Source organism: Pseudomonas sp. SM4 (genome assembly GCF_051913165.1).
Taxonomy (GTDB): Bacteria; Pseudomonadota; Gammaproteobacteria; order Pseudomonadales; family Pseudomonadaceae; genus Aquipseudomonas.
This window is the reverse complement of the sequence record NZ_JBODOE010000001.1, coordinates 347,419-369,033: the sequence shown is the minus strand read 5'-3', so window position 1 is coordinate 369,033 and position 21,615 is coordinate 347,419. Positions and strand designations below refer to the sequence as shown.

General features: G+C 60.0%; 20 protein-coding genes. 10 read left to right on the top strand and 10 right to left on the bottom strand.

The window, feature by feature from the left end; genetic code table 11:
* The first annotated feature begins 283 nt into the window (after positions 1 to 283).
* From ACQ4MY_RS01630 to rlmF, 5 genes are all read left to right on the top strand, one after another.
* Positions 284 to 1,774, top strand: coding sequence for a leucyl aminopeptidase (locus ACQ4MY_RS01630; RefSeq protein WP_440093372.1), 1,491 nt, complete (start codon positions 284 to 286; stop codon positions 1,772 to 1,774).
* Between the two features lie 60 nt (positions 1,775 to 1,834).
* Complete coding sequence (locus tag ACQ4MY_RS01625; protein ID WP_440093370.1) at positions 1,835 to 2,263, top strand: DNA polymerase III subunit chi; 429 nt, start codon at positions 1,835 to 1,837, stop codon at positions 2,261 to 2,263.
* Positions 2,264 to 2,271: 8 nt separating this feature from the next.
* Positions 2,272 to 2,667, top strand: coding sequence for a DNA polymerase III subunit chi (locus tag ACQ4MY_RS01620; RefSeq protein WP_440093368.1), 396 nt, complete (start codon positions 2,272 to 2,274; stop codon positions 2,665 to 2,667).
* A 246-nt stretch (positions 2,668 to 2,913) separates the two neighbouring features.
* On the top strand, positions 2,914 to 5,760 hold the full coding sequence (locus ACQ4MY_RS01615) for a valine--tRNA ligase (RefSeq protein WP_440093366.1): 2,847 nt from the start codon (positions 2,914 to 2,916) through the stop codon (positions 5,758 to 5,760).
* Between the two features lie 237 nt (positions 5,761 to 5,997).
* Positions 5,998 to 7,017, top strand: a complete 1,020-nt coding sequence (gene rlmF / locus ACQ4MY_RS01610; RefSeq protein ID WP_440093364.1) for a 23S rRNA (adenine(1618)-N(6))-methyltransferase RlmF — start codon at positions 5,998 to 6,000, stop codon at positions 7,015 to 7,017.
* Between the two features lie 181 nt (positions 7,018 to 7,198).
* On the opposite strand, the gene ACQ4MY_RS01605 is transcribed toward rlmF, so the two are convergent.
* Complete coding sequence (locus ACQ4MY_RS01605) at positions 7,199 to 7,480, bottom strand: HU family DNA-binding protein (RefSeq protein WP_003221909.1); 282 nt, start codon at positions 7,478 to 7,480, stop codon at positions 7,199 to 7,201.
* 520 nt (positions 7,481 to 8,000) lie between these two features.
* Between ACQ4MY_RS01605 and yejK the strand changes: the two genes are divergently transcribed.
* Positions 8,001 to 9,005: a nucleoid-associated protein YejK gene (yejK, locus tag ACQ4MY_RS01600; protein WP_440093362.1), complete on the top strand. Its 1,005-nt coding sequence runs from the start codon at positions 8,001 to 8,003 to the stop codon at positions 9,003 to 9,005.
* The gene (locus tag ACQ4MY_RS01595) at positions 9,005 to 9,355 is read left to right on the top strand and encodes a glutaredoxin family protein (protein WP_008083649.1); all 351 of its coding nucleotides are present in this window, start codon (positions 9,005 to 9,007) and stop codon (positions 9,353 to 9,355) included. The genes yejK and ACQ4MY_RS01595 overlap by 1 nt, the downstream gene beginning before the upstream one ends.
* An 83-nt stretch (positions 9,356 to 9,438) precedes the next feature.
* On the opposite strand, the gene ACQ4MY_RS01590 is transcribed toward ACQ4MY_RS01595, so the two are convergent.
* The 9 genes from ACQ4MY_RS01590 to ACQ4MY_RS01550 form a co-directional block, all read right to left on the bottom strand.
* Positions 9,439 to 10,374: a glutathione S-transferase family protein gene (locus ACQ4MY_RS01590; RefSeq protein WP_008083650.1), complete on the bottom strand. Its 936-nt coding sequence runs from the start codon at positions 10,372 to 10,374 to the stop codon at positions 9,439 to 9,441.
* A gap of 84 nt (positions 10,375 to 10,458) precedes the next feature.
* Positions 10,459 to 10,761 carry a GIY-YIG nuclease family protein gene (locus tag ACQ4MY_RS01585; RefSeq protein ID WP_008083651.1) on the bottom strand — a complete coding sequence of 101 codons (303 nt, stop codon included), beginning with the start codon at positions 10,759 to 10,761 and terminating at the stop codon, positions 10,459 to 10,461.
* A 40-nt stretch (positions 10,762 to 10,801) separates the two neighbouring features.
* Positions 10,802 to 11,272 (bottom strand): nuclear transport factor 2 family protein, encoded by a 471-nt coding sequence (locus ACQ4MY_RS01580; protein WP_440093360.1) that lies wholly within the window; start codon positions 11,270 to 11,272, stop codon positions 10,802 to 10,804.
* A gap of 192 nt (positions 11,273 to 11,464) precedes the next feature.
* Positions 11,465 to 12,769: a CynX/NimT family MFS transporter gene (locus tag ACQ4MY_RS01575; protein WP_440093359.1), complete on the bottom strand. Its 1,305-nt coding sequence runs from the start codon at positions 12,767 to 12,769 to the stop codon at positions 11,465 to 11,467.
* Complete coding sequence (locus ACQ4MY_RS01570; RefSeq protein WP_440093357.1) at positions 12,759 to 13,418, bottom strand: FadR/GntR family transcriptional regulator; 660 nt, start codon at positions 13,416 to 13,418, stop codon at positions 12,759 to 12,761. The genes ACQ4MY_RS01575 and ACQ4MY_RS01570 overlap by 11 nt, the downstream gene beginning before the upstream one ends.
* A 234-nt stretch (positions 13,419 to 13,652) precedes the next feature.
* Positions 13,653 to 14,417: an amino acid ABC transporter ATP-binding protein gene (locus ACQ4MY_RS01565; RefSeq protein WP_008080191.1), complete on the bottom strand. Its 765-nt coding sequence runs from the start codon at positions 14,415 to 14,417 to the stop codon at positions 13,653 to 13,655.
* Between the two features lie 13 nt (positions 14,418 to 14,430).
* The gene (locus tag ACQ4MY_RS01560; RefSeq protein WP_008080192.1) at positions 14,431 to 15,528 is read right to left on the bottom strand and encodes an amino acid ABC transporter permease; all 1,098 of its coding nucleotides are present in this window, start codon (positions 15,526 to 15,528) and stop codon (positions 14,431 to 14,433) included.
* A gap of 10 nt (positions 15,529 to 15,538) precedes the next feature.
* Positions 15,539 to 16,720 (bottom strand): amino acid ABC transporter permease, encoded by a 1,182-nt coding sequence (locus ACQ4MY_RS01555; RefSeq protein WP_440093355.1) that lies wholly within the window; start codon positions 16,718 to 16,720, stop codon positions 15,539 to 15,541.
* A gap of 65 nt (positions 16,721 to 16,785) precedes the next feature.
* Positions 16,786 to 17,817, bottom strand: a complete 1,032-nt coding sequence (locus tag ACQ4MY_RS01550) for an amino acid ABC transporter substrate-binding protein (RefSeq protein WP_007914328.1) — start codon at positions 17,815 to 17,817, stop codon at positions 16,786 to 16,788.
* A gap of 467 nt (positions 17,818 to 18,284) precedes the next feature.
* On the opposite strand from ACQ4MY_RS01550, the gene ACQ4MY_RS01545 reads away from it, so the two are divergent.
* The 3 genes from ACQ4MY_RS01545 (at position 18,285) to ACQ4MY_RS01535 (ending at position 21,597) form a co-directional block, all read left to right on the top strand.
* The gene (locus tag ACQ4MY_RS01545; protein WP_008080194.1) at positions 18,285 to 18,941 is read left to right on the top strand and encodes an alpha/beta hydrolase; all 657 of its coding nucleotides are present in this window, start codon (positions 18,285 to 18,287) and stop codon (positions 18,939 to 18,941) included.
* 96 nt (positions 18,942 to 19,037) lie between these two features.
* Positions 19,038 to 20,516, top strand: a complete 1,479-nt coding sequence (gene rhlB / locus ACQ4MY_RS01540) for an ATP-dependent RNA helicase RhlB (RefSeq protein WP_008080196.1) — start codon at positions 19,038 to 19,040, stop codon at positions 20,514 to 20,516.
* Between the two features lie 136 nt (positions 20,517 to 20,652).
* A complete protein-coding gene (locus tag ACQ4MY_RS01535; protein ID WP_008080198.1) occupies positions 20,653 to 21,597 on the top strand; it encodes an ornithine cyclodeaminase family protein in 945 nt (314 codons plus the stop codon).
* The last annotated feature ends 18 nt before the right edge of the window (positions 21,598 to 21,615 follow it).

Below are 21,615 nucleotides of genomic sequence, written 5' to 3'. Positions count from 1 at the left end.
TAAGGCGGCCAAACAAGCAAACACATCGACCGGCCCGCAACGCAGAGCCGTCGAAAAAAGATGCGGCATTATCCTGTGATTGAGGGCGCCTGTCACTGCGCACACTCATCCATGTCTGTAATCCTTTGCAGATCGTACAACCGAGGGTTGTCAGGCGCGGGGAGCGAGGTTCAAACTGCGGCCCTTGTCGCAGGCTTTGGCCTGCGCCTCTTCTTTCTATAAGCAGGCGACTGCGGCCACCGTCGAACGCCTGCGTGTTGACCATTCATTCAGGGATCCGCACATGGAACTGGTTGTAAAAAGCGTTAGCCCGGAAACGTTGAAAACCGCCACCCTGGTGGTTGCCGTCGGTGAAGGCCGCAAACTCGGCGCCGCCGCCAAGCAGGTCGACGAACTGAGCGGTGGCGCGATCAGCGCCGTCCTCAAGCGTGGCGATCTGGCCGGCAAAGTCGGACAAAGCCTGCTGCTGCACAGCCTGCCAAACCTCAAAGCCGAGCGCGTGCTGCTGGTCGGCGTTGGCAAGGATGAAGAGCTGGGCGATCGTCCGTTCCGTAAAATCGTTGCCGGCATCCTCAATACGCTGAAAGGTCTGAACGGCAGCGACGCCGTGCTGGCGCTGGATGAAGTTATTGTCAAAAACCGCGACAGCTACGGCAAAACCCGTCTGCTGGCGGAAACTCTGGTGGACGGCGAGTACACCTTCGACCAGTTCAAGAGCCAGAAAGCCGAACCGCGCGCGCTGAAGAAAATCACTCTGCTGACCATCAAGGCTGCCCAGGCCGAAGTGCAGCGCGCCGTGAACCACGCGACCGCTATCGCCAACGGCATGGCCTTCACCCGCGATCTGGGCAACCTGCCGCCAAACATCTGCCACCCGACCTTCCTTGGCGAACAAGCGAAGAACCTGGGCAAAGAATTCAAGGATCTGAAAGTCGAAGTCCTCGACGAGAAGAAAATCAAATCTTTGGGCATGGGCTCGTTCTACGCCGTCGGCCAAGGCAGCGAGCAACCGCCGCGCCTGATCGTCATGCAATACAACGGCGGCAAGAAATCCGAGAAGCCGTACGCACTCGTCGGTAAAGGCATCACCTTCGACACCGGCGGCATCAGCCTGAAACCGGGCGCCGGCATGGACGAAATGAAATACGACATGGGTGGCGCTGCCTCCGTGTTCGGCACCCTGCGCGCCGTGCTTGAGCTGAAACTGCCGATCAACCTGGTGTGCATCCTCGCTTGCGCGGAAAACATGCCGAGCGGCAATGCGACGCGTCCGGGCGACATCGTCACCACCATGAGCGGCCAGACCGTGGAAATCCTCAACACCGACGCCGAAGGCCGTCTGGTGCTGTGCGATGCGCTGACCTACTCCGAGCGCTTCAAGCCACAAGCGGTAATCGACATCGCCACCCTGACCGGCGCCTGCGTCGTTGCTCTGGGCGCGCACACCTCGGGCTTGCTGGGCAATAACGACGAACTGATCGACCAACTGCTCAGCGCCGGCAAGGCAGCCGACGACCGCGCCTGGCAACTGCCGTTGTTCGACGAATATCAAGAACAGCTGGACAGCCCGTTCGCCGACATCGCCAACATTGGCGGCCCGAAAGCCGGCACCATCACAGCAGCATGCTTCCTGTCGCGCTTCACCAAGAACCTCAACTGGGCGCACCTGGACATCGCGGGCACCGCATGGACCAGCGGCGGCAAGGACAAAGGCGCCACTGGCCGTCCGGTGCCATTGCTGACCCAATACCTGCTCGATCGCGCCAAAGCCTGACACCGCTGATGGGCGGCGGCGTCACTCTCGGGTGACGCCGCTTGCCGCTCTGGAACCGCAATGACCAAAGTCGACTTCTATATTCTGCCCAGCGCCGACCCTTCGGCTCGCCTGGACTTTGCCTGCAAGCTCACCGAAAAAGCCTGGCGCATGGGCCACCGCATCTATCTGCATTGCCGCGATGCCGCCCAGCGGGACGATCTCGATGCGCGCCTGTGGGCGTTCAAGGGCGAAAGCTTCGTGCCGCACGGCCCCGCCGACAGCGAGCCGGACGGCTTGATCGTGCTGAGTGTGGGCGATGACTGCGGTCAGCATCAGGATTTGCTGGTCAATCTCGACCTGAAAGTCCCGGCCTTCGCCAACAAGTTCGCCCGAGTGGCGGAAGTGGTGGTCGAAGACCCGACGATTCGTGCCGCGGCGCGGGAGAGTTTTCGCTTCTACCGCGAACAGGGCTATCCTCTGCAAGATCACCGTTTACAGCGACTCTGAGCATTCCAATGGACACTCCGAAACCGCAGCAAAAGCCGACACACCTGCTCGACGATCTCGAATCGATCCGTCAGCTGCTCGGCGACGACAACCTGCAACCGCCACTGCTGACCGACACGGTCGAGGATGGCGAACAGGAACAGATTCCGATGTTGTTTGACTCTGTCGGCGCTGAGCCGGCTGCTGTCGAACCACCTCCCGCGCCGGTCCCGACACCCGCCGCACCGCCTGCGGCTCCTGCAAATAAAGGCCCGGACGCCCTGCTCCACCTCGACAGCGAACTGCGCGCCGCCGCGCAATTGATCATGCAAGACGTGATCGACGACTTCGCCCCGCACATCGAAACCGAAATCAAACGCCGCCTCGATGCACGCATGGAACGCCTCCTCAGCCAGTACGAATAACCCCCCCTCCTTGTGGTGAGGGGATTTATCCCCGATCGGCTGCGCAGCAGTCGTTAACCCTGCAAACGCGCAGCGTGATTGAAATATTGGGGCTGCTGCGCAGCCCATCGGGGATAAATCCCCTCACCACAAAGGTTCCCCCCCAACATTAGTGTCCGCGCGACCTCCCCCCGCTCGCCCTCGGCCCCATGCCCCGCTATACTCGTCGGCTTTTCCTGAATTAATGCCAATAGGGTCCCGCCGCGCATGGATAAGACCTACCAGCCGCACGCCATTGAAACTTCCTGGTACAACACCTGGGAGTCCGAGAACTACTTCGCCCCGCAAGGCGCGGGCGACTCCTACACCATCATGATCCCGCCGCCGAACGTCACCGGCAGCCTGCACATGGGTCACGGTTTCAACAACGCGATCATGGACGCCCTGATCCGTTTCCGCCGCATGCAGGGTCGCAACACCCTGTGGCAGCCGGGCACCGACCACGCCGGTATCGCCACGCAGATGCTGGTGGAGCGTCAACTCGAAGCCCAGGGCCAGAATCGCCACGATCTGGGTCGCGAAAAATTCCTCGAGAAAGTCTGGGAATGGAAGGATCAGTCCGGCGGCAACATCAGCCGTCAGATCCGCCGCCTCGGCTCGTCCGTGGACTGGAGCCGCGAGCGCTTCACCATGGACGACGGCCTCTCGGAAGCGGTTAAAGAAGCGTTCGTGCGCCTGCACGAAGACGGTCTGATCTACCGCGGCAAGCGTCTGGTCAACTGGGACACCAAACTGCACACGGCGATTTCCGACCTCGAAGTGGAAAACCACGACGAAAAAGGTTTCCTGTGGAACCTGAAGTACCCGCTGGCCGACGGCGCGAAAACAGCTGAAGGCAACGATTTCCTGATCGTCGCGACCACCCGTCCGGAAACCATGCTCGGCGACTCCGCCGTCGCGGTGAACCCGAACGACGAGCGCTACAAAGCCCTGATCGGCAAGTTTGTCGAGCTGCCACTGGTTGGCCGCCGCATCCCGATCATCGCCGACGATTACTGCGACCCTGAGTTCGGCACCGGCTGCGTGAAAATCACCCCGGCCCACGATTTCAACGACTACGAAGTCGGCAAGCGCCACAACCTGCCGCTGATGAACATCTTCGACAAGAACGCCAACGTGCTGCCCGCAGCCCAGGTGTTCAATCTCGACGGTACGCTGAACGAAAGCATCGACGGCGCAATTCCGGCCGAGTACGCCGGTCTTGAGCGTTTCGAAGCGCGCAAGCAGATCGTCGCTGCGTTCGACGCCGCCGGCCTGCTGGTCAGCGTTGACGATCACAACCTGAAAGTGCCGAAAGGCGACCGTTCGGGCACCGTGATCGAGCCGTGGCTGACCGACCAGTGGTACGTGTCGACCAAGCCTTTGGCCGAGCCTGCGATTGCTGCCGTTGAAGACGGTCGCATTCAGTTCGTGCCGAAGCAGTACGAAAACATGTACTTCTCGTGGATGCGCGACATTCAGGATTGGTGCATCAGCCGTCAGCTGTGGTGGGGCCACCGGATTCCGGCCTGGTACGACGAGTCGGGCAAAGTCTATGTCGGTCGCGACGAAGCCGAAGTGCGTGCCAAGCACAACCTTGGCCCGGACGTGGCGCTGCAACAGGACAATGACGTACTCGACACCTGGTTCAGTTCCGGCTTGTGGACGTTCTCCACTCTGGGCTGGCCGGAAAAGACCGAATTCCTGAAGAAATTCCACTCCACCGACGTGCTGGTGACGGGCTTCGACATCATTTTCTTCTGGGTTGCCCGGATGATCATGCTGACCATGCACCTGATCAAGAACGAGGACGGCACGCCGCAGGTGCCGTTCAAGACCGTCTATGTGCATGGTCTGGTGCGTGATGGCCAGGGCCAGAAGATGTCCAAGTCCAAGGGCAACGTCCTTGACCCGCTGGACATCATCGACGGTATCGAGCTGGAAGACCTGGTGCAGAAGCGCACCTCTGGCCTGATGCAGCCGAAACTGGCGAAGAAGATCGAGAAGCAGACCCGCGACGAGTTCGCCGACGGCATCGCCAGCTACGGCACCGACGCCCTGCGCTTCACCTTCTGCTCGCTGGCTTCGACCGGTCGCGACATCAAGTTCGACATGGGCCGCGTTGAAGGCTATCGCAACTTCTGCAACAAGATCTGGAACGCCGCGCGTTACGTTCTGGACAAGGGCGAAGATTGCGGCCAGAACGGCGAAGCCTACGAGCTGTCGCTGGCGGATCGCTGGATCATCTCGCAGCTGCAACGCACCGAAGCCGAAGTGACCCGTCAACTCGATCAGTTCCGTTTCGACCTCGCCGCGCAAGCGCTGTACGAGTTCATCTGGAACCAGTATTGCGACTGGTACCTGGAACTGTCCAAGCCAGTGCTGTGGGACGAGAACGCGCCGGTTGAGCGTCAGCGCGGCACTCGCCGTACGCTGGTTCGCGTGCTCGAAGTGGCGCTGCGTCTGGCGCATCCGTTCATGCCGTTCATCACTGAAGAAATCTGGCAGCGCATCGCGCCGCTGGCCGGCATTCAGGGCAAGACGATCATGCTGCAGTCTTGGCCAGTGGCCAATGAAGAACGCATTGATCCGGCCGCCGAGAACGACATCGAATGGCTCAAGGAACTGATGCTCGGCACGCGCAACATCCGTGGCGAAATGAACATCGGCCCGGGCAAGCCACTGCCGATCTACCTGAAGAACGTCAGCGCTGAAGACCAGCGCCGCCTGACCGAGAACGAAGCGCTGCTGAAGAAGCTGGCGCGTCTGGAATCGATCACCGTTCTGGCGGCTGGCGAAGAAGCACCGTTGTCCGCCACCGCACTGGTTGGCGAGATGGAAGTGCTGGTGCCGATGGCCGGTCTGATCGACAAGGGCGCCGAGCTGGCGCGTCTGGACAAGGAAATCCTGCGTCTGCAGGGCGAAGTCCAGCGTGTGGGCGGCAAACTGTCCAACGCCGGTTTCGTTGACAAGGCTCCGGCCGAAGTCATCGAGAAGGAACGCGCCAAACTGGCCGAGGCTGAACAGGCCCTGGCCAAACTGGCCGAGCAGCACGCGCGGATTGCCAGCCTGTAACGGCGAATCGCACTGAAAAAGGGAGGCCCAAGTGGCCTCCCTTTTTCATTCCCGCACATTTCCCCTGTAGGAGCTGCCGAAGGCTGCGATCTTTTGATCTGGCTTTTAAAAACCAAGATCAAAAGATCGTCCGATCGCGGCCCGAGCCGGCGGCAGCTCCTACATGGGATCGGCGCATAGCTCGTCAATGTGGGACAATACCCGCCACTTTCAGCCATACCCGAATCGACCACGCCCATGAACGCCCCCCGCACCCCCAAACCTGCGCGCAAGAAGCCTGACTCCGCGACCCCGGCCAAGGCCGTCGAGCCGCGCGAAAAGGCCAGCCTGCACCCGCGCAATCGCCATCAGGGTCGTTACGACTTCCCGGCGCTGATCAAGACCACGCCGGAACTGGCGAAGTTCGTGATCACCAACCCGTACGGCAAGGAAAGCATCGACTTCGCCAGCCCCGATGCGGTGCGCGTGTTCAACCGGGCGCTGCTCAAGTCGTTTTATGGCATCCAGCATTGGGACATCCCGGCAGACTACCTGTGCCCGCCGGTGCCGGGCCGGGCCGATTACGTGCACTTCCTCGCGGATTTGTTGGCGAGCATGAACGACGGCAAGGTGCCGCGCGGCGCAATCGTCAACGTGCTGGACATCGGCATGGGCGCCAACTGCGTGTATCCGCTGATCGGTAACAGCGAATACCGCTGGCACTTCCTTGGCTCGGAGATCGACCCGACGGCGGTGGCTGCTGCCAAGGCCATCGTTCAGTCCAACGACCTGAGCAAGGTCATCCAGCTGCGCCAACAGGAAAACCGCAAGCACATCCTGATTGGCCTGCTGGAGCCGGGCGAGCGCTTTGACCTGACCATGTGCAACCCGCCGTTCCACGCCTCGATGGACGAAGCGACCAAGGGCAGCGAGCGCAAATGGCGTGCGCTGGGCAAGGCCGATCCGAAACGTAAACTGCCGGTGCTGAACTTCGGTGGCCAGTCGGCCGAGCTGTGGTGTGAAGGCGGCGAAGCGCGATTCGTGACGCAACTGATCGCCGAGAGCGCGAATTTCCAGCACAAGGTGCTGTGGTTCAGCACACTGGTGTCGAAGGCGTCGAACCTGCCAGCCATTGAAATTGCACTGAAAAAGGCCGGCGTGCTGGAAAGCCAGGTCGTGGAGATGTCGCAGGGCCAGAAGCAGAGCCGCTTTGTGGCGTGGACGTTCCAGACCAAGTCCGAGCAGCAGATCTGGCGCCGCGAGCGCTGGGTTCGCTAACCCTGCTCGGCCCCCTGTAGGAGCTGCGGCACGCTGCGATCTTTTGATCTTGATTGATTTTTAAACACAAAATCAAAAGATCGCAGCGTGCCGCAGCTCCTACAGGGGTAATGCGTCAAATCGCAGGCACAAAAAAACCGTGCCCGGATCACTCCGGTGCACGGTTTTTTATTGCTGCGTCTTACTTGTTCACAGCGTCGGTCAGGCCTTTGGCCACAACCAGCTTGATCACTTTCTTCGCAGGGATTTCGATGGCAGCGCCAGTCGAAGGGTTACGGCCAGTGCGGGCAGGACGCTCGGTCACTTTCAGCTTGCCGATACCAGGCAAGGTGATTTCGCCGCCGTTTTCCAGCTGATCGGCAACGATTTGGCCCAGTTGGTCCAGAGCGTTACGCGCGGTGGTTTTCGGCGCGTCGATAGCTTCAGCGATGTCGGCGATCAGTTGGTCTTTAGTAAGAGCCATGTAGTGTTCCTTCCCTATCAAATTCATATGGATTGCAGAGTGCAGTGTCAGCCATCGAGCCCGATCTTCTGGATCTGGCACCCTCGGCGATAACCACGACGAGTCGGGTTATAGATGCCGAAATCAGGGTTTGGTTCGACCTGACAAATGCTGATTGCACGCTTAACGCAGTGACTTCGCGTAAGACCGGGCAAAACTAGCACAGAGACGGGGAAATATCCGCCTCTAGCTACCCATTTGGTCAGCTTTATTGCTCTAAATCGGTAAAAAACTGCATAAGCCCGTTCGCACGCCCCGGTTTTGCCCTACAACCCCCCGTTTACGCTGCCGCCAACGCAGTTTCCCCGGTTATGTAGGAGCTGCCGCAGGCGGCGATCTTTTGATTTGGCTTTTGAAAAAAACAAGATCAAAAGATCGCAGCCTGCGGCAGCTCCTACAGGAGGCCTGTGCTGAGAATCGGGTACACTGAGCGCTTTTTCGGGGGAGCCTGCCCTCCTCCCTTCCAACAGCCGAGAAGCCCATGCCGATCCGTCATTGCATCGTCCACCTGATCGACAAAAAACCCGACGGCACGCCCGCAGTTCTGCACGCCCGTGACACCGAACTGGCCGAGTCTGCAGCCATCGAGAACATGCTCGCCGACCTCAACGAAAGCTATAACGCCAAACAGGGCAAAGCCTGGGGTCTGTTCCATCCGGAATCCGGCGCGTTCCCGTTCAGCGGCTGGCTGAAGGAATACATGGAAGGCGGCCAGGACTTCACCGCGTTCAGCAAAGTCGCGGTCGAGCACCTGCAAAAGCTGATGGAAGAGTCGAACCTGTCGGTCGGCGGTCACGTACTGTTCGCCCACTATCAGCAAGGCATGACCGATTACCTCGCTATCGCCCTGCTGCACCACAGCGAAGGCGTGGCGGTGACCGACGAGCTGGACGTGACCCCGTCGCGCCACCTCGACCTCGGCCAGTTGCACCTGGCGGCGCGCATCAACGTCTCCGAGTGGCAGAACAACAAGCAGTCCAAGCAGTACATCTCGTTCATCAAGGGCAAGAACGGCAAAAAGGTTTCGGAGTACTTCCGCGACTTCATCGGTTGCCAGGAAGGCGTCGACGGCCCGGGCGAGACACGCACGCTGCTCAAGGCTTTCAGCGATTTCGTTGAAAGCGAAGACCTGCCGGAAGAATCTGCCCGCGAGAAAACCAAGACCCTGGTCGATTACGCCAGCAGCCAGGCCAAACTCGGCGAACCGATGGGCCTGGAAGAACTCTCCGAGCTGATCGACGAAGAGCGCCCGAAAGCCTTCTACGATCACATCCGCAACAAGGACTACGGCCTGTCGCCAGAGATTCCGGCGGACAAACGCACCCTCAATCAATTCCGCCGCTTTACCGGCCGCGCCGAGGGCCTGTCGATCAGCTTTGAAGCGCACCTGCTGGGCTCGAAGATCGAGTACGACGAAGAGGCTGGCACCCTGGTGATCAAAGGTTTGCCGACGTCGCTGACCGATCAGCTGAAGCGGCGCAACTGATGCTCGGCAATGTGCTGAAGAAGGTCGCGCTGGTTCTGCTGGTGGTCGTGGTTTATCAGAACTGGGGCAAGATCGAGCGGGTGTTCAATCCGTCACAAATGGTTGCCGAGCAGACGCGCGCGCAGGCCAACGTCGTGCTCTACGCCACCGACTGGTGCGGCTACTGCAAACAGACCAAGCGTTTTCTCGACAGCAAGGGGATTGCGTTCAAGGAGTTCGACATCGAGAAGGATGCCGAGGCGCGCAAGGCGTATGAGGCATTGGGTGGACGCGGGATCCCGTTGATCGACGTCAACGGCACGTTGATTCGTGGGTTCGACCCGGACGAGATTCTCGCCGCTCTGAAATAACAGCAAGATCAAAAGATCGCAGCCTGCGGCAGCTCCTACATGAGACATATGTAGGAGCTGCCGCAGGCTGCGATCTTTTGCTTTTAGCGAGCCTCGATGCGGAAGCCGAAGCGCGGGAAGTGCACGTGCACCACGCCGCCACGCTCGTCTTCACGACGAATGATCAGCTCTTCGCGACCGGCAAACAGCAGCTCACCCACCACCGGATCAACCCCGTAATCGGTCGCGGCAATTGCCACCTGCTGGCCAGCCTTGAACCCGTTCGGGTCAACGAACTGCTCATCCGGCAATGCCGCCGGGGTCGCGTTACGCGCCACCTCCAGCGCCTCTTCCGAGGTCATCGCACTCGCCGCGCCATGACCAAAGCCCAGCACTCGATTCAACCACGCAGAAACCGCCGGATACTCATCCACCAGCGGCGCCGTGACGTGCGTGGCCTTGAGGAACCACATGGGATGCGCCAGCGCGAAGTCGGCTATCGACGGCTCGCCGAACAGGTAGTCGCCCTGTTCGCGCTGCAACTGCTGCTCCAGACGCGCCATGATCGTCGGCCATTGGTGCTTGGCCTGTTCGGCGGACAAACGCGTGGCACTGCCACCCGAGAACAGGCCTGCACGGTCGGCGATAAACGCCTTGATCGCTTCCGGTGGCAGCTTGGCGAAACGCACGGCAACCGATTCCGGCTGGAACACCAGACTCACGGCATGCTGGAACACCACCGAATCAGCCCAAGTGGCAAAACTTGCGCTGGTGAACTCCTGACCTTCGGGGAAGAACGCCGGCAACGCTTTTTCCTGCTCCAGTCGACGCGCGATCAAGGAAGTGTCGCAATAGATATCAGCGCCGATTTGCAGCACCGGGGTCTTGCGATAGCCGCCGGTCAGGGCAGTCAAATCAGGTTTTGGCATCACCGGCGAGATATGCACCGAGCGCCAGGACAAGCCCTTGAACCCCAACAGCAGGCGGGCCTTCTCGGCAAATGGAGAGGTCGGGTAATGATGGAGAATCAACTCGGACATGCTCGGCTCCGCCGCTCAGATAGTGAGTCGGCAGCTTAGCGCGCATTTTGTTAGCAGCCTACAGATCTGGCTGATGGGAACCGATCAGTCAGATTGATAAGACGCAACCAGGCATTCCTTGGCGCTCTTGCGCAGCTTCTTGATCAACCGTTCCTGGCGCAAGGCGTCGCTCTTGTCGCGACAAAGTTCGGTGTACACCAATGCCATGGCCGGGCTGGAAAGGAAGAAGCGCGCGCCCTTGCCGCTCTGGTGCTTGGCGAAACGACGCACGGGATCGTCGCTGATCCCGCAGTACAACGAGCCGTTGGCCGCACGAACGAGGTAGACGAACCAGGACTTGCTCACCGGTTCGGCAACATCGACAGATTTTTCGCTAAGGCTGGTCACTTTGGGATCAGAGGCGTGTAGGAAACAGGTCGCGATCTTATCAGCGACCGGCCTGAAATGCCTTCAGTCCCTTCAGTGCCTGCGCCCGCACGGCGTTGCGCACCAGCGGCGTCCAGCCGAGCAGCAGGCCTTTGAAACCCAGGGCCTGACGCGACCAGCGCCACAGATCGAAGTGATCGTGGTGCTCGCAGATCTTGCCGTCACGGAAGACGAAACGGGCCTGGATATCGTTGATGACAATGTTGCCGGTCTGGCTGAACAGGTAGGTCGCGACCCAATGCGCGCCGCCGCTGCGCTCATCGGCGCGGACGTTGTCGAAGGTCAGAGAGAAGTCCTTGGCGCGGGTGGTGAGCATGCGCCACATGTCGCCGGCATCGCGCCCGCGCAGTTCGCCGAAGGCCGGGTCGCTGAACACCACGTCATCGGTGTAGCACGCGGCCATGCCTTCGGCATCCAGACGCTGGAAGGCTTCATAGAACCGGGTGATCAACGCGGCGTGGACTTCACTCATGGGCAATCTCCAAAAGAGGTACAGATTGCCAGCACGATAATCTGCAAAGCGAAGAAACACTATCGGCATTCGCCCACCGAATACGGCAACCCACAAAACCCCGTAGGAGCTGCGGCACGCTGCGATCTTTTAATGTTGATTTACCAAGGATAAAAATCAAAAGATCGCAGCGTGCCGCAGCTCCCACAGAGGTCAGATTCTTTCGCTTTGCACTTGCACGTACAGCGCACGCCCGGCGCCAAGCCCGGCGATGATCGCGCCTGTACCAATGATGCCAAAGATCCAGCCCACCGCATTCCAGCCGCCGGTCCAGTCATGCACCACGCCGACCGCGAACGGCCCCATCGACGCCAGCGTGTAACCGAAACCCTGAGACATGCTCGACAGGTTCGCCGCGACATGTGAGTCACGCGAACGCAGCACGATCAAGGTCAACGCCAGACTGAACGTCCCGCCCTGCCCCAGACCCAGCAGAATCGCCCAGCCCCACAAGCCTTCGATCGGTGCATAGAGACAGCCGAACAGACCGCCAAGGGTCAGCGCCATCACCACGACGATCGCCAGACGCTGATCCTTGCCCCGCGTCGCCAGCCAAGGCGCGGCCAGTGAACTGGCGAGTTGAATGATCACCGAACCGGACAACACCAGACCCGCCTGCGTCGGCGTCAACCCACGACCGATGAGGATCGACGGCAACCAGCCGAACACGATGTAGGCCAGCGACGATTGCAGGCCCATGTACAAGGTCACCTGCCAGGCCAGCGGATCACGCAGCAAACCGCGCACGCGATAGGCGACATTGTGTGCGCCGTGTTTCTGGCCGACCTGCGGCAGCCAGAACAACGCCGCCACCAGCGCCGGGATGACCCAGAAGCCCAGGCCAATTGTCCAGTCGCCGCCAAAATGTTCACTCAACGGCACACTCGTGCCCGCCGCCATTGCCGCGCCCAGGCACAGGGCCATGGTGTAGACGCCGGTCATGGTGCCCGCGTGCTTGGCGAAGTCGCGTTTGACGATGCCCGGCAGCAATACGCCGACGATGCCAATACTGGCACCGCCCAGTACGCTGCCGGCGAACAAACCGATTTCACCAAAGCTGCTGCGCAAAATGATGCCGCAAGCCAGTGTCAGCAGGATTCCCAGCACCACGCGTTCGGCGCCAAAACGTCTTGCCAGAATCGGCGCCAGCGGCGCGAACAAACCCAGGCACAGCACCGGCAGCGTGGTCAGCAAACCGGCTTGCGCCGCCGACAAGCCGAGGCTTTTCGACACTTCGCTGAGCAGCGGCGCCATGCTCGACAGCGCCGGGCGCAAATTCAGCGCGACCAGAATCAGACCCAGCAACAACAGCCACGGGCGGCGGACCAGCGGATGGCTTTGTTGCACTTGCTCGTCATCGGCCTCGGCGTCGATCAGCAGCTCTTCAAGCTCAGCCGTGCGTTTCGGGGTTGTGGATATCTCACTGCGGGACATGGATTTCTCGGTTTCAAGGTTCATTGATCAACTGCCTCGACAAGGCTTTGGCCCGCTCCGGGTCGCGTTGTTCGACCGCATCGAGCAACTCGATGTGCAGGTCGAACACTTCCTGACGGCGCGGGACGATGTTCAGGGTCTGGCGCAACTGCGCGCCGACGATGCTGGAGAAATAGCCGTACAGCTCGCTGAGGGCCGGGTTGTGCGCGGCGTCGACCAAGCGGCGGTGGAACACCAGATCGCAAGCGATGAAGGTGTCGAGGTCGCCGTGGTAGTGACTGCCGCTGGTGCCCAATGCTTCGCGCAATGCGACAAGGTCTTCGTCGGTACGCCGCAACGCCGCCAGGCCAATGGCCTCGACTTCAAGGATGTGCCGGGTTTCCCGTGCCTGCTCCAGCGAGCAGCGCGACAACGCTTTCAGCGTATCGAGCGGGTCGACCAACGCGCGCAGGTAACTGCCATCGCCCTGGCGAATCTCGATCAATCCGGAAAACGCCAGCACGCGCATGGCTTCACGCACCGTGTTGCGGCTGATGCCGAGCTCGGCGCACAGCTCGGGTTCGGTTGGTAAACGCTCGCCAACCTGCCAGGCACCGCTGTTAATGCGCTGACGCAGCTGATCCAGGGCCTGATCGACCAGGGATCGTTTGATGAGTGGAAAAATGTCTGACATAGAATTCGCCCTTTCATCCAATCATAGGATGAATTTTCTGACATGTTAGTCAGGAAGGGCCCCCCACACAACCCTGTAGGAGCCGCCGCAGGTTCGGGCCGCGATCGGACGATCTTTTGACTTGGATTTTAAAAACCAGATCAAAAGATCGCAGCCTGCGGCAGCTCCTACAGGGGAGCGGGGCAAAAAAAAACCCGGAACAGGTCCGGGTTTATTTCGCAGGCTGCGATCAGATCAATGCAAAATCTGACTCAAGAACAACTTCGTCCGCTCATTCTGCGGATTATCGAAGAAGTCATTCGGCGCCGCTTGCTCAACGATTTCGCCCTTGTCCATGAAGATCACGCGATTGGCCACGGTACGGGCGAAGCCCATTTCGTGAGTCACGCAGAGCATGGTCATGCCGTCTTCAGCCAAGCCGATCATGGTGTCGAGCACCTCTTTCACCATCTCCGGATCAAGCGCTGAAGTCGGTTCATCGAACAGCATGATTTTCGGTTTCATGCACAGGGCGCGGGCAATCGCCACACGCTGCTGCTGACCGCCGGACAATTGCCCCGGGAATTTGTGCGCCTGCTCCGGAATGCGTACGCGCTCCAGGTAATGCATGGCGATTTCCTCAGCCTTGCGCTTGGGCATCTTGCGTACCCACATCGGCGCCAGGGTACAGTTCTGCAAAATGGTCAGGTGCGGGAACAGGTTGAAGTGCTGGAACACCATGCCGACTTCGCGGCGGATCGCTTCGATCTGCTTGAGGTCGTTGGTCAGTTCCACGCCGTCGACGACGATGCGGCCCTGCTGGTGTTCTTCCAGACGATTGAGGCAACGAATCGTCGTCGATTTACCGGAACCCGACGGGCCGCACAGGACGATACGCTCGCCTTGTTTGACGTTGAGGTTGATGTCTTTCAGCACGTGGAACTGGCCGTACCACTTGTTGACGCCCTGCATCTGAATAATGCCTTCAGGGCCCACTGGCTTTTTGATTGCTTCGCTCATTTACAGAGAACTCCTAACGCTTGTGGCCAGTGTCGAGCTTGCGTTCCAGATGCATGGAATAGCGCGACATACCAAAACAGAAAATCCAGAACACCAGGGCGGCGAACACGTAGCCTTCGGTGGCCATGCCCAGCCATTTCGGGTCGGCAGCGGCTTGCTTGACGCTGTTGAGCAGGTCAAACAGGCCGATGATGATCACCAGGCTAGTGTCCTTGAACAGCGCAATGAAGGTGTTGACGATGCCAGGGATCACCAGCTTCAGGGCTTGCGGCAGAATCACCAGACCCATCGAACGCCAGTAACCGAGGCCCATCGCTGCGGCCGCTTCGTACTGACCTTTGGGAATCGCTTGCAGACCGCCGCGCACCACTTCAGCGACATAGGCCGACTGGAACAGAATCACCCCGATCAACGCCCGCAGCAGCTTGTCGAAGTTCATGCCTTCGGGCAGGAACAGCGGCAGCATCACCGAGGACATGAACAGCACGGTGATCAACGGCACGCCGCGCCAGAATTCGATGAAGGTCACGCAGACCACCCGAATTGCCGGCATGTTCGAGCGTCGACCCAGTGCCAGCACGATTCCCAGCGGCAAGGCGCCGGCGATACCAACGGTGGCGATTACCAGAGTCAGCATCAGGCCGCCCCATTGGCTGGTCGCCACCTGTGGCAGACCGAACACGCCGCCGTGCAGAAGGCACCAGGCAACAATCGGGTAGATCACCAGAAAGCTCAGCCCGTACACCGCTTTACGCGGGAAGCGCGAGATGAACAGTGGCGCCACGCCGATCACCGCCAGCCACACGGTCAGGTCGACGCGCCAGCGCCATTCAGCCGGGTAATAGCCGTACATGAACTGGCCGAAACGCTGCTGAATGAACACCCAGCAGGCGCCGTCCTTGGTGCAATCGGCGCGGGTGGTGCCGACCCAGTTGGCATCAATGATTGCCCAGCTGAGAATCGGTGGCACGACGAGGTAGATCAGGTAGAACGCAAACAGCGTCAGCAGGGTGTTGAGCCAGCTGGAGAACATGTTCGCGCGCATCCACGCCACCACGCCGATGCTGCTGTTCGGTGGGGGCATGTCGGGTTTGAAAGTATGAGTACTCATGCGCTTTTCCTTACCGCTCGATCAGCGCAATGCGCTTGTTGTACCAGTTCATCAGCAGGGAAATGCTGATACTGATCGCCAGGTACACGCTCATGGTGATGGCAATCACCTCGATCGCCTGACCGGTCTGGTTGAGCACGGTGCCGGCGAACAGCGAAACCATTTCCGGGTAACCGATACCGGCCGCCAGCGAAGAGTTTTTCGCCAGGTTGAGGTATTGGCTGGTCAGCGGCGGAATGATCACGCGCAGGGCTTGCGGAATGATCACCTTGCGCAGGGTCGGGCCGTTGCGCAGGCCGAGCGAACGCGCCGCTTCGGTCTGGCCATGGCTGACCGACTTGATCCCGGAGCGCACGATCTCTGCGATGAACGCCGCGGTGTACACGGTCAGGGCCAGGGTCAACGCGAGCAGTTCCGGGATCAGCACCCAGCCGCCAACGAAGTTGAAGCCTTTGAGCTCGGGCATTTCCCAGTGCAGCGGAGCGCCGAAGATCAGTGCGCACAAGGTCGGGATCACCAGCAGAATCGCCAGCCCTACCCAGAACTTGTGGAACGGCACGCCGGTCGCTTCGAAGCGCTTGTTGGCCCAGCGGCACATCAGCACGATGCCGATGATCGCCACCACGATGCTGACCACGAACGCCCAGAAACCATCAGCGGCCAAGGCGGCCGGCATGTTCAGGCCCCGGCTGCTGACGAAGAAGGTGTCGCCGAAGTTGTGGCTGTTGCGCGGCCCCGGCATGGTCAGGAATACCGCGAAGTACCAGAACAGGATTTGCAGCAGCGGCGGAATGTTGCGGAAAACTTCCACATACACCGTCGCCAGTTTGCTGATGATCCAGTTCTGCGACAGCCGCGCCACACCGATGATGAAGCCGAGAATCGTCGCCAGAATCACGCCGATCACTGTCACCAACAAGGTGTTGAGCAAACCGATAACGAAGACGCGGGCATAACTGTCCGCTTCGGTGTAATCGATCAGGTGTTGAGCGATGCCGAACCCGGCACTGCGCTCCAGAAAGTCGAAACCGGAAGTAATGCCCCGGTGCTGCAGGTTGGTTTGCGTGTTGTCGAACAGAAACCAGCCCAGCGAGACCACCGCCACAATGGTGATGATCTGGAATAACCACGCACGCACTCGTGGATCGCTGAGGCTGAGCCTCTGCTTAGGTGCGCCGATTGAATTTTGCATGAAGTGCCCCGCAAGAAATGGAACAGAACATCACCCGGCGGTTGGCCCGCCGGGCGATAGAACCATTAGCGCACTGGTGGTGCGTACTGAATGCCGCCGTTGTTCCACAGGGCGTTCAAGCCACGGTCGATTTCCAGCGGAGTGCTCTTGCCGAGGTTTTTCTCGAAGATTTCGCCGTAGTTGCCGACTTGTTTGACGATCTGTACCACCCAGTCTTTCGGCAGTTTCAGGTCTTTGCCGTATTCGCCGTCAGCACCGAGCATACGGGCGACGTCCGGGTTCTTGGTCGACTTGGCTTCGGCTTCAACGTTTTTCGACGTGATGCCGGCTTCTTCGGTGTTGAGCAGCGCGTAGCCGACCCAACGCACGATGGCCAGCCACTCGTCGTCGCCGTTACGTACGACCGGGCCCAGTGGTTCTTTGGAAATGGTTTCCGGCAGTACCACGTAGTCTTTCGGCGAGGCCAGCTTGCTGCGCTGGGCGAACAGCTGGGACTTGTCGGAGGTCAGCACGTCGCAACGACCGGATTCCAGCGACTTGGCGCTTTCATCGGAGGTGTCGAAAGTGATCGGGGTATATTTCAGACCGTTGCCACGGAAGTAGTCGGAAACGTTCAGCTCGGTGGTGGTACCGGCCTGGATGCAGATGGTTGCACCGTCCAGCTCTTTGGCACTTTTCACGCCCAGCTTGTTGTTCACCAGGAAGCCGATGCCGTCGTAGTAGGTAATGAAGCCCGGGAATTTCAGGCCCATGCCCGCGTCACGCGAACTGGTCATGGTGGTGTTGCGCGACAGGATGTCGATCTCGCCAGATTGCAGCGCGGTGAAGCGCTCCTTGGCGTTCAACTGGCTGAACTTGACCTTGGTCGCGTCGCCGAATACGGCAGCGGCCACAGCACGGCAAACGTCAGCGTCGATCCCGAGGATCTTGCCGGTCGCGTCCGGTACCGAGAAGCCCGGCAGACCGTCGCTGACGCCACATTGCACGAAACCTTTCTTCTGCACTGCATCCAGGGTTGCACCCGCCTGAGCGAACCCGCTGACACCGAGTACTGTTGCTGCAGTCACGATGGCCAGGGTGGATTTCAACATCTTCATTCAAACCTCCAGTTTTGCTCTTGTTGTGTCGGAGCTTGAGTCCAGTCGCACCCTTTTGAGGCGTTGTTGACCCGTGTTGGCTTTTTTTGGGGTCAACCGACGTAAGACTTTCGCTATGAGTCTAGTAGGAGACAATCCACATCATGGACAACTCACTTCTCACCAATCGGCCGAACGGGCGGTAGCCCTTTCACGTTCGCTAAGCCCGTTGCGGCCATTGGCGAACATCCATCACCGGATTCTTTGCATCCCGTCCCGAGGGGTACACTGATAGTGTTACCGCCAGGCGCGGGATCGGTTGCACGCTGGAAGCCATAGCAAAGCCCGTACCACACCGATCGCTGAAGCGTTTGAGCGACAGGTCAATAGCAAAACTTGTAACCTTGCGACATCTTCTTAACGGATCAACCGGACGCGCACTCGAATCACGCACTTAATGAGAGCGCCCGCACATATTTGGAGCAGCCATGACCGAGCCCTTGATTCTTCAGCCTGTTAAGCCCGCAGACGCCTGCGTGATCTGGCTGCACGGCCTCGGCGCCGACCGCTATGACTTCCTGCCAGTCGCCGAAGCGCTGCAGGAAAGTCTGCTGAGCACACGTTTTGTGCTGCCGCAGGCGCCGACACGCCCAGTGACAATTAACGGCGGCTACGCCATGCCGAGCTGGTACGACATCAAGGCCATGAGCCCGGCCCGCGCCATCGACCGCGATGAGCTGGAAGCGTCCGCCGATCGCATCATCGAATTGATCGAAGAGCAGCGCGCCAGCGGAATAGACGCCTCGCGAATTTTCCTCGCCGGTTTTTCCCAGGGCGGCGCAGTGGTCTTGCACAGCGCTTTTCTGAAATGGCAGGGGCCGTTGGGGGGTGTTTTGGCGTTGTCGACCTATGCGCCGACATTTAGTGATGAACTGGAATTGTCCGCCAGTCAGCAACGAATTCCGGTGCTTTGCCTGCACGGGCAGTTCGATAACGTGGTGCAGAACTCGATGGGCCGCAGCGCTTACGAGTATTTAAAGCACCATGGTGTCACCGTGACATGGCAGGAATACCCAATGGAGCACGAAGTGTTACCCGAGGAAATTCGCGATATCGGCGTCTGGTTGAGCGAGCGTCTGCGCTGATTTTCCGGTCAATTCCTGCCCTTTGATCATCCCACTACGCCGCGCCCGATTCTTGCATTACACTGGCCGGCGTACATTCCTTAACCAATTGATGAGATGACCGTGCTCGAAGCACTCAAGAAAATGTTCGGTAAAAGCGAGGCTGAGCAGCTCGCGCCAGTTCCCAGTGCGCCGTCGCACGCCCCCGGTCATCGCACCGATGCCCCACAGGCCGACCGCCCCGCTCCCATAGCGGCACCGAAGCCAGACCCGCAACCTGCACCGGCCGCGCCCATCGCCGCCGAACCCGCCAGCAGCGAAGCGCCGAAACCGGCCAAGCCACGCCGCGAACCGAAGCCCAAGGCGCCGGTCATTCCGTGGAAACTCGAAGATTTCGTTGTCGAACCACAGGAAGGCAAAACCCGCTTCCACGATTTCAAGCTGTCTCCAGAGCTGATGCACGCCATCCAGGATCTGGGCTTTCCTTATTGCACGCCGATTCAGGCGCAGGTGCTGGGTTTCACCCTCGCCGGCAAAGACGCCATTGGCCGCGCGCAGACCGGTACCGGCAAAACCGCCGCGTTCCTGATCTCGATCATCACCCAGCTGCTGCAAACGCCGCCGCCGAAAGAACGCTACATGGGCGAACCCCGTGCGCTGATCATCGCGCCGACCCGTGAGCTGGTGGTGCAGATCGCCAAAGATGCTGCCGACCTGACCAAGTACACCGGCCTCAACGTCATGACGTTTGTCGGTGGCATGGACTTCGACAAGCAACTCAAGCACCTCGAAGCGCGCCACTGCGACATTCTCGTCGCCACTCCGGGCCGTCTGCTCGACTTCAACCAGCGCGGCGATGTGCACCTGGACATGGTCGAAGTGATGGTGCTGGACGAAGCCGACCGCATGCTCGACATGGGCTTCATCCCGCAGGTACGCCAGATCATTCGCCAGACCCCGCCGAAGTCCGAGCGCCAGACCTTGCTGTTCTCCGCGACCTTCACCGAAGACGTGATGAACCTCGCCAAGCAATGGACGACCGATCCGTCGATCGTCGAAATCGAAGTCACCAACGTCGCCAGCGAAAACGTCGAGCAGCACATCTACGCCGTGGCCGGTGCCGACAAGTACAAACTGCTCTACAACCTGGTCAACGATAATGGCTGGGAGCGGGTGATGGTCTTCGCCAACCGCAAGGACGAAGTCCGCCGCATCGAAGAGCGCCTGGTGCGCGACGGTGTGAACGCTGCGCAATTGTCAGGCGATGTGCCACAACACAAACGTATCAAGACCCTGGAAGGTTTCCGCGAAGGCAAGATCCGCGTACTGGTCGCCACCGATGTCGCCGGTCGCGGCATCCACATCGACGGCATCAGCCATGTGATCAACTTCACCCTGCCGGAAGTGCCGGACGACTACGTGCACCGCATCGGCCGTACCGGTCGCGCGGGCGCTGATGGCGTGTCGATCAGCTTCGCCGGGGAAGACGACTCTTATCAGTTGCCGTCCATCGAAGAGAAGCTGGGTCGCAAGATCAGTTGTGAAACGCCACCGACGCATCTGTTGCGTGCGGTCGAGCGCAAGCGTCCGCAGTAAGCGACGTTTAATAGAAAAGCGCAGCCGGCAACGGACTGCGCTTTTTTTTCGCCCGGGATTTGATCGGACGCTTGCGAGAGAATACTAAAAGTCCATAATAGACTAATAAGTTTACATTCGGATTCCGGAGCCCTACATGTCCAGTACGCCCTACGTGATCGACCAGCATCAGGCCTGCGAGTTGTTGGCGCGTCTCGATGTGCCGCAGATCCTGCGCAAGCTGTTTCGCGACCTTGCGGCGGGTAGCGCCGTACAACCGGCGCAGCAACTGGTGGAATTCCCGCAGGGTGCCGGTGACTTCATCAACTATCTGGGTGTACTGGCTGAAGACGGTGTGTACGGCATGAAGACTTCGCCCTACATCGTTCGCGAGCAAGGCCCATTGGTGACGGCGTGGACGCTATTGATGTCGATGAAAACCGGTCAACCGCTGCTGCTCTGCGATGCCGGTGAACTGACCACCGCACGCACCGCCGCGACCACTGCCGTGGCAGTTGACGCCCTCGCGCCGTTGAATGCCACGCGACTGGCGATCATCGGCAGCGGCAAGGTTGCGCAGGCGCATCTGCATTACGTGAAGTCGCTGCGCGACTGGCAGAGCATCAGCCTGTATTCGCCAAGCCTGTCCGCCGACGCGCAGACCCAGGCCCTGTTGAAAGCCATCACGCCCAATCTGAAGATCGTCGACAGCCGGGAAGCCGCCCTCGCCGAGGCTGACGTGATCATGCTCTGCACCTCGTCAGCCGGGCCGGTGATCGATCCGGCTGAGCTGAGTAAACCGGCGCTGATTACCTCGATCAGCACCAACGCCCCGCGCGCCCACGAAGTACCACCGCAGCGCCTCAACGAGATGCAAGTGTTCTGCGACTATCGTCTGACCACGCCGGGTTCGGCGGGTGAAATGCTGATTGCTGCTGAACAACATGGCTGGAGCAAGGATTTGATCGTCGGCGACCTCGCCGACCTGCTGAGCGAGAAAGTGCAGCGCCCGGATTACGATCGTCACGTGTTTTTCCGCTCAATTGGCCTGGGCCTGGAAGACATCGCCCTCGCCAATGCGCTCTACCACCTCAACAACTGACCACTGTAGGAGCTGCCG

What these genes read in the sequence shown, in the direction of transcription:
- ACQ4MY_RS01590 (WP_008083650.1), bottom strand. Translation starts at nt 10,374, where the DNA reads ATGTCCGAGTTGATTCTCCATCATTACCCGACCTCTCCATTTGCCGAG.
- ACQ4MY_RS01575 (WP_440093359.1), bottom strand. Translation starts at nt 12,769, where the DNA reads ATGAACCTTGAAACCGAGAAATCCATGTCCCGCAGTGAGATATCCACA.
- ACQ4MY_RS01545 (WP_008080194.1), top strand. Translation starts at nt 18,285, where the DNA reads ATGACCGAGCCCTTGATTCTTCAGCCTGTTAAGCCCGCAGACGCCTGC.
- ACQ4MY_RS01535 (WP_008080198.1), top strand. Translation starts at nt 20,653, where the DNA reads ATGTCCAGTACGCCCTACGTGATCGACCAGCATCAGGCCTGCGAGTTG.
- ACQ4MY_RS01625 (WP_440093370.1), top strand. Translation starts at nt 1,835, where the DNA reads ATGACCAAAGTCGACTTCTATATTCTGCCCAGCGCCGACCCTTCGGCT.
- ACQ4MY_RS01595 (WP_008083649.1), top strand. Translation starts at nt 9,005, where the DNA reads ATGCTCGGCAATGTGCTGAAGAAGGTCGCGCTGGTTCTGCTGGTGGTC.
- rhlB (WP_008080196.1), top strand. Translation starts at nt 19,038, where the DNA reads ATGACCGTGCTCGAAGCACTCAAGAAAATGTTCGGTAAAAGCGAGGCT.
- rlmF (WP_440093364.1), top strand. Translation starts at nt 5,998, where the DNA reads ATGAACGCCCCCCGCACCCCCAAACCTGCGCGCAAGAAGCCTGACTCC.
- ACQ4MY_RS01615 (WP_440093366.1), top strand. Translation starts at nt 2,914, where the DNA reads ATGGATAAGACCTACCAGCCGCACGCCATTGAAACTTCCTGGTACAAC.
- ACQ4MY_RS01565 (WP_008080191.1), bottom strand. Translation starts at nt 14,417, where the DNA reads ATGAGCGAAGCAATCAAAAAGCCAGTGGGCCCTGAAGGCATTATTCAG.
- ACQ4MY_RS01630 (WP_440093372.1), top strand. Translation starts at nt 284, where the DNA reads ATGGAACTGGTTGTAAAAAGCGTTAGCCCGGAAACGTTGAAAACCGCC.
- ACQ4MY_RS01580 (WP_440093360.1), bottom strand. Translation starts at nt 11,272, where the DNA reads ATGAGTGAAGTCCACGCCGCGTTGATCACCCGGTTCTATGAAGCCTTC.
- ACQ4MY_RS01560 (WP_008080192.1), bottom strand. Translation starts at nt 15,528, where the DNA reads ATGAGTACTCATACTTTCAAACCCGACATGCCCCCACCGAACAGCAGC.
- yejK (WP_440093362.1), top strand. Translation starts at nt 8,001, where the DNA reads ATGCCGATCCGTCATTGCATCGTCCACCTGATCGACAAAAAACCCGAC.
- ACQ4MY_RS01620 (WP_440093368.1), top strand. Translation starts at nt 2,272, where the DNA reads ATGGACACTCCGAAACCGCAGCAAAAGCCGACACACCTGCTCGACGAT.
- ACQ4MY_RS01555 (WP_440093355.1), bottom strand. Translation starts at nt 16,720, where the DNA reads ATGCAAAATTCAATCGGCGCACCTAAGCAGAGGCTCAGCCTCAGCGAT.
- ACQ4MY_RS01550 (WP_007914328.1), bottom strand. Translation starts at nt 17,817, where the DNA reads ATGAAGATGTTGAAATCCACCCTGGCCATCGTGACTGCAGCAACAGTA.
- ACQ4MY_RS01605 (WP_003221909.1), bottom strand. Translation starts at nt 7,480, where the DNA reads ATGGCTCTTACTAAAGACCAACTGATCGCCGACATCGCTGAAGCTATC.
- ACQ4MY_RS01570 (WP_440093357.1), bottom strand. Translation starts at nt 13,418, where the DNA reads ATGTCAGACATTTTTCCACTCATCAAACGATCCCTGGTCGATCAGGCC.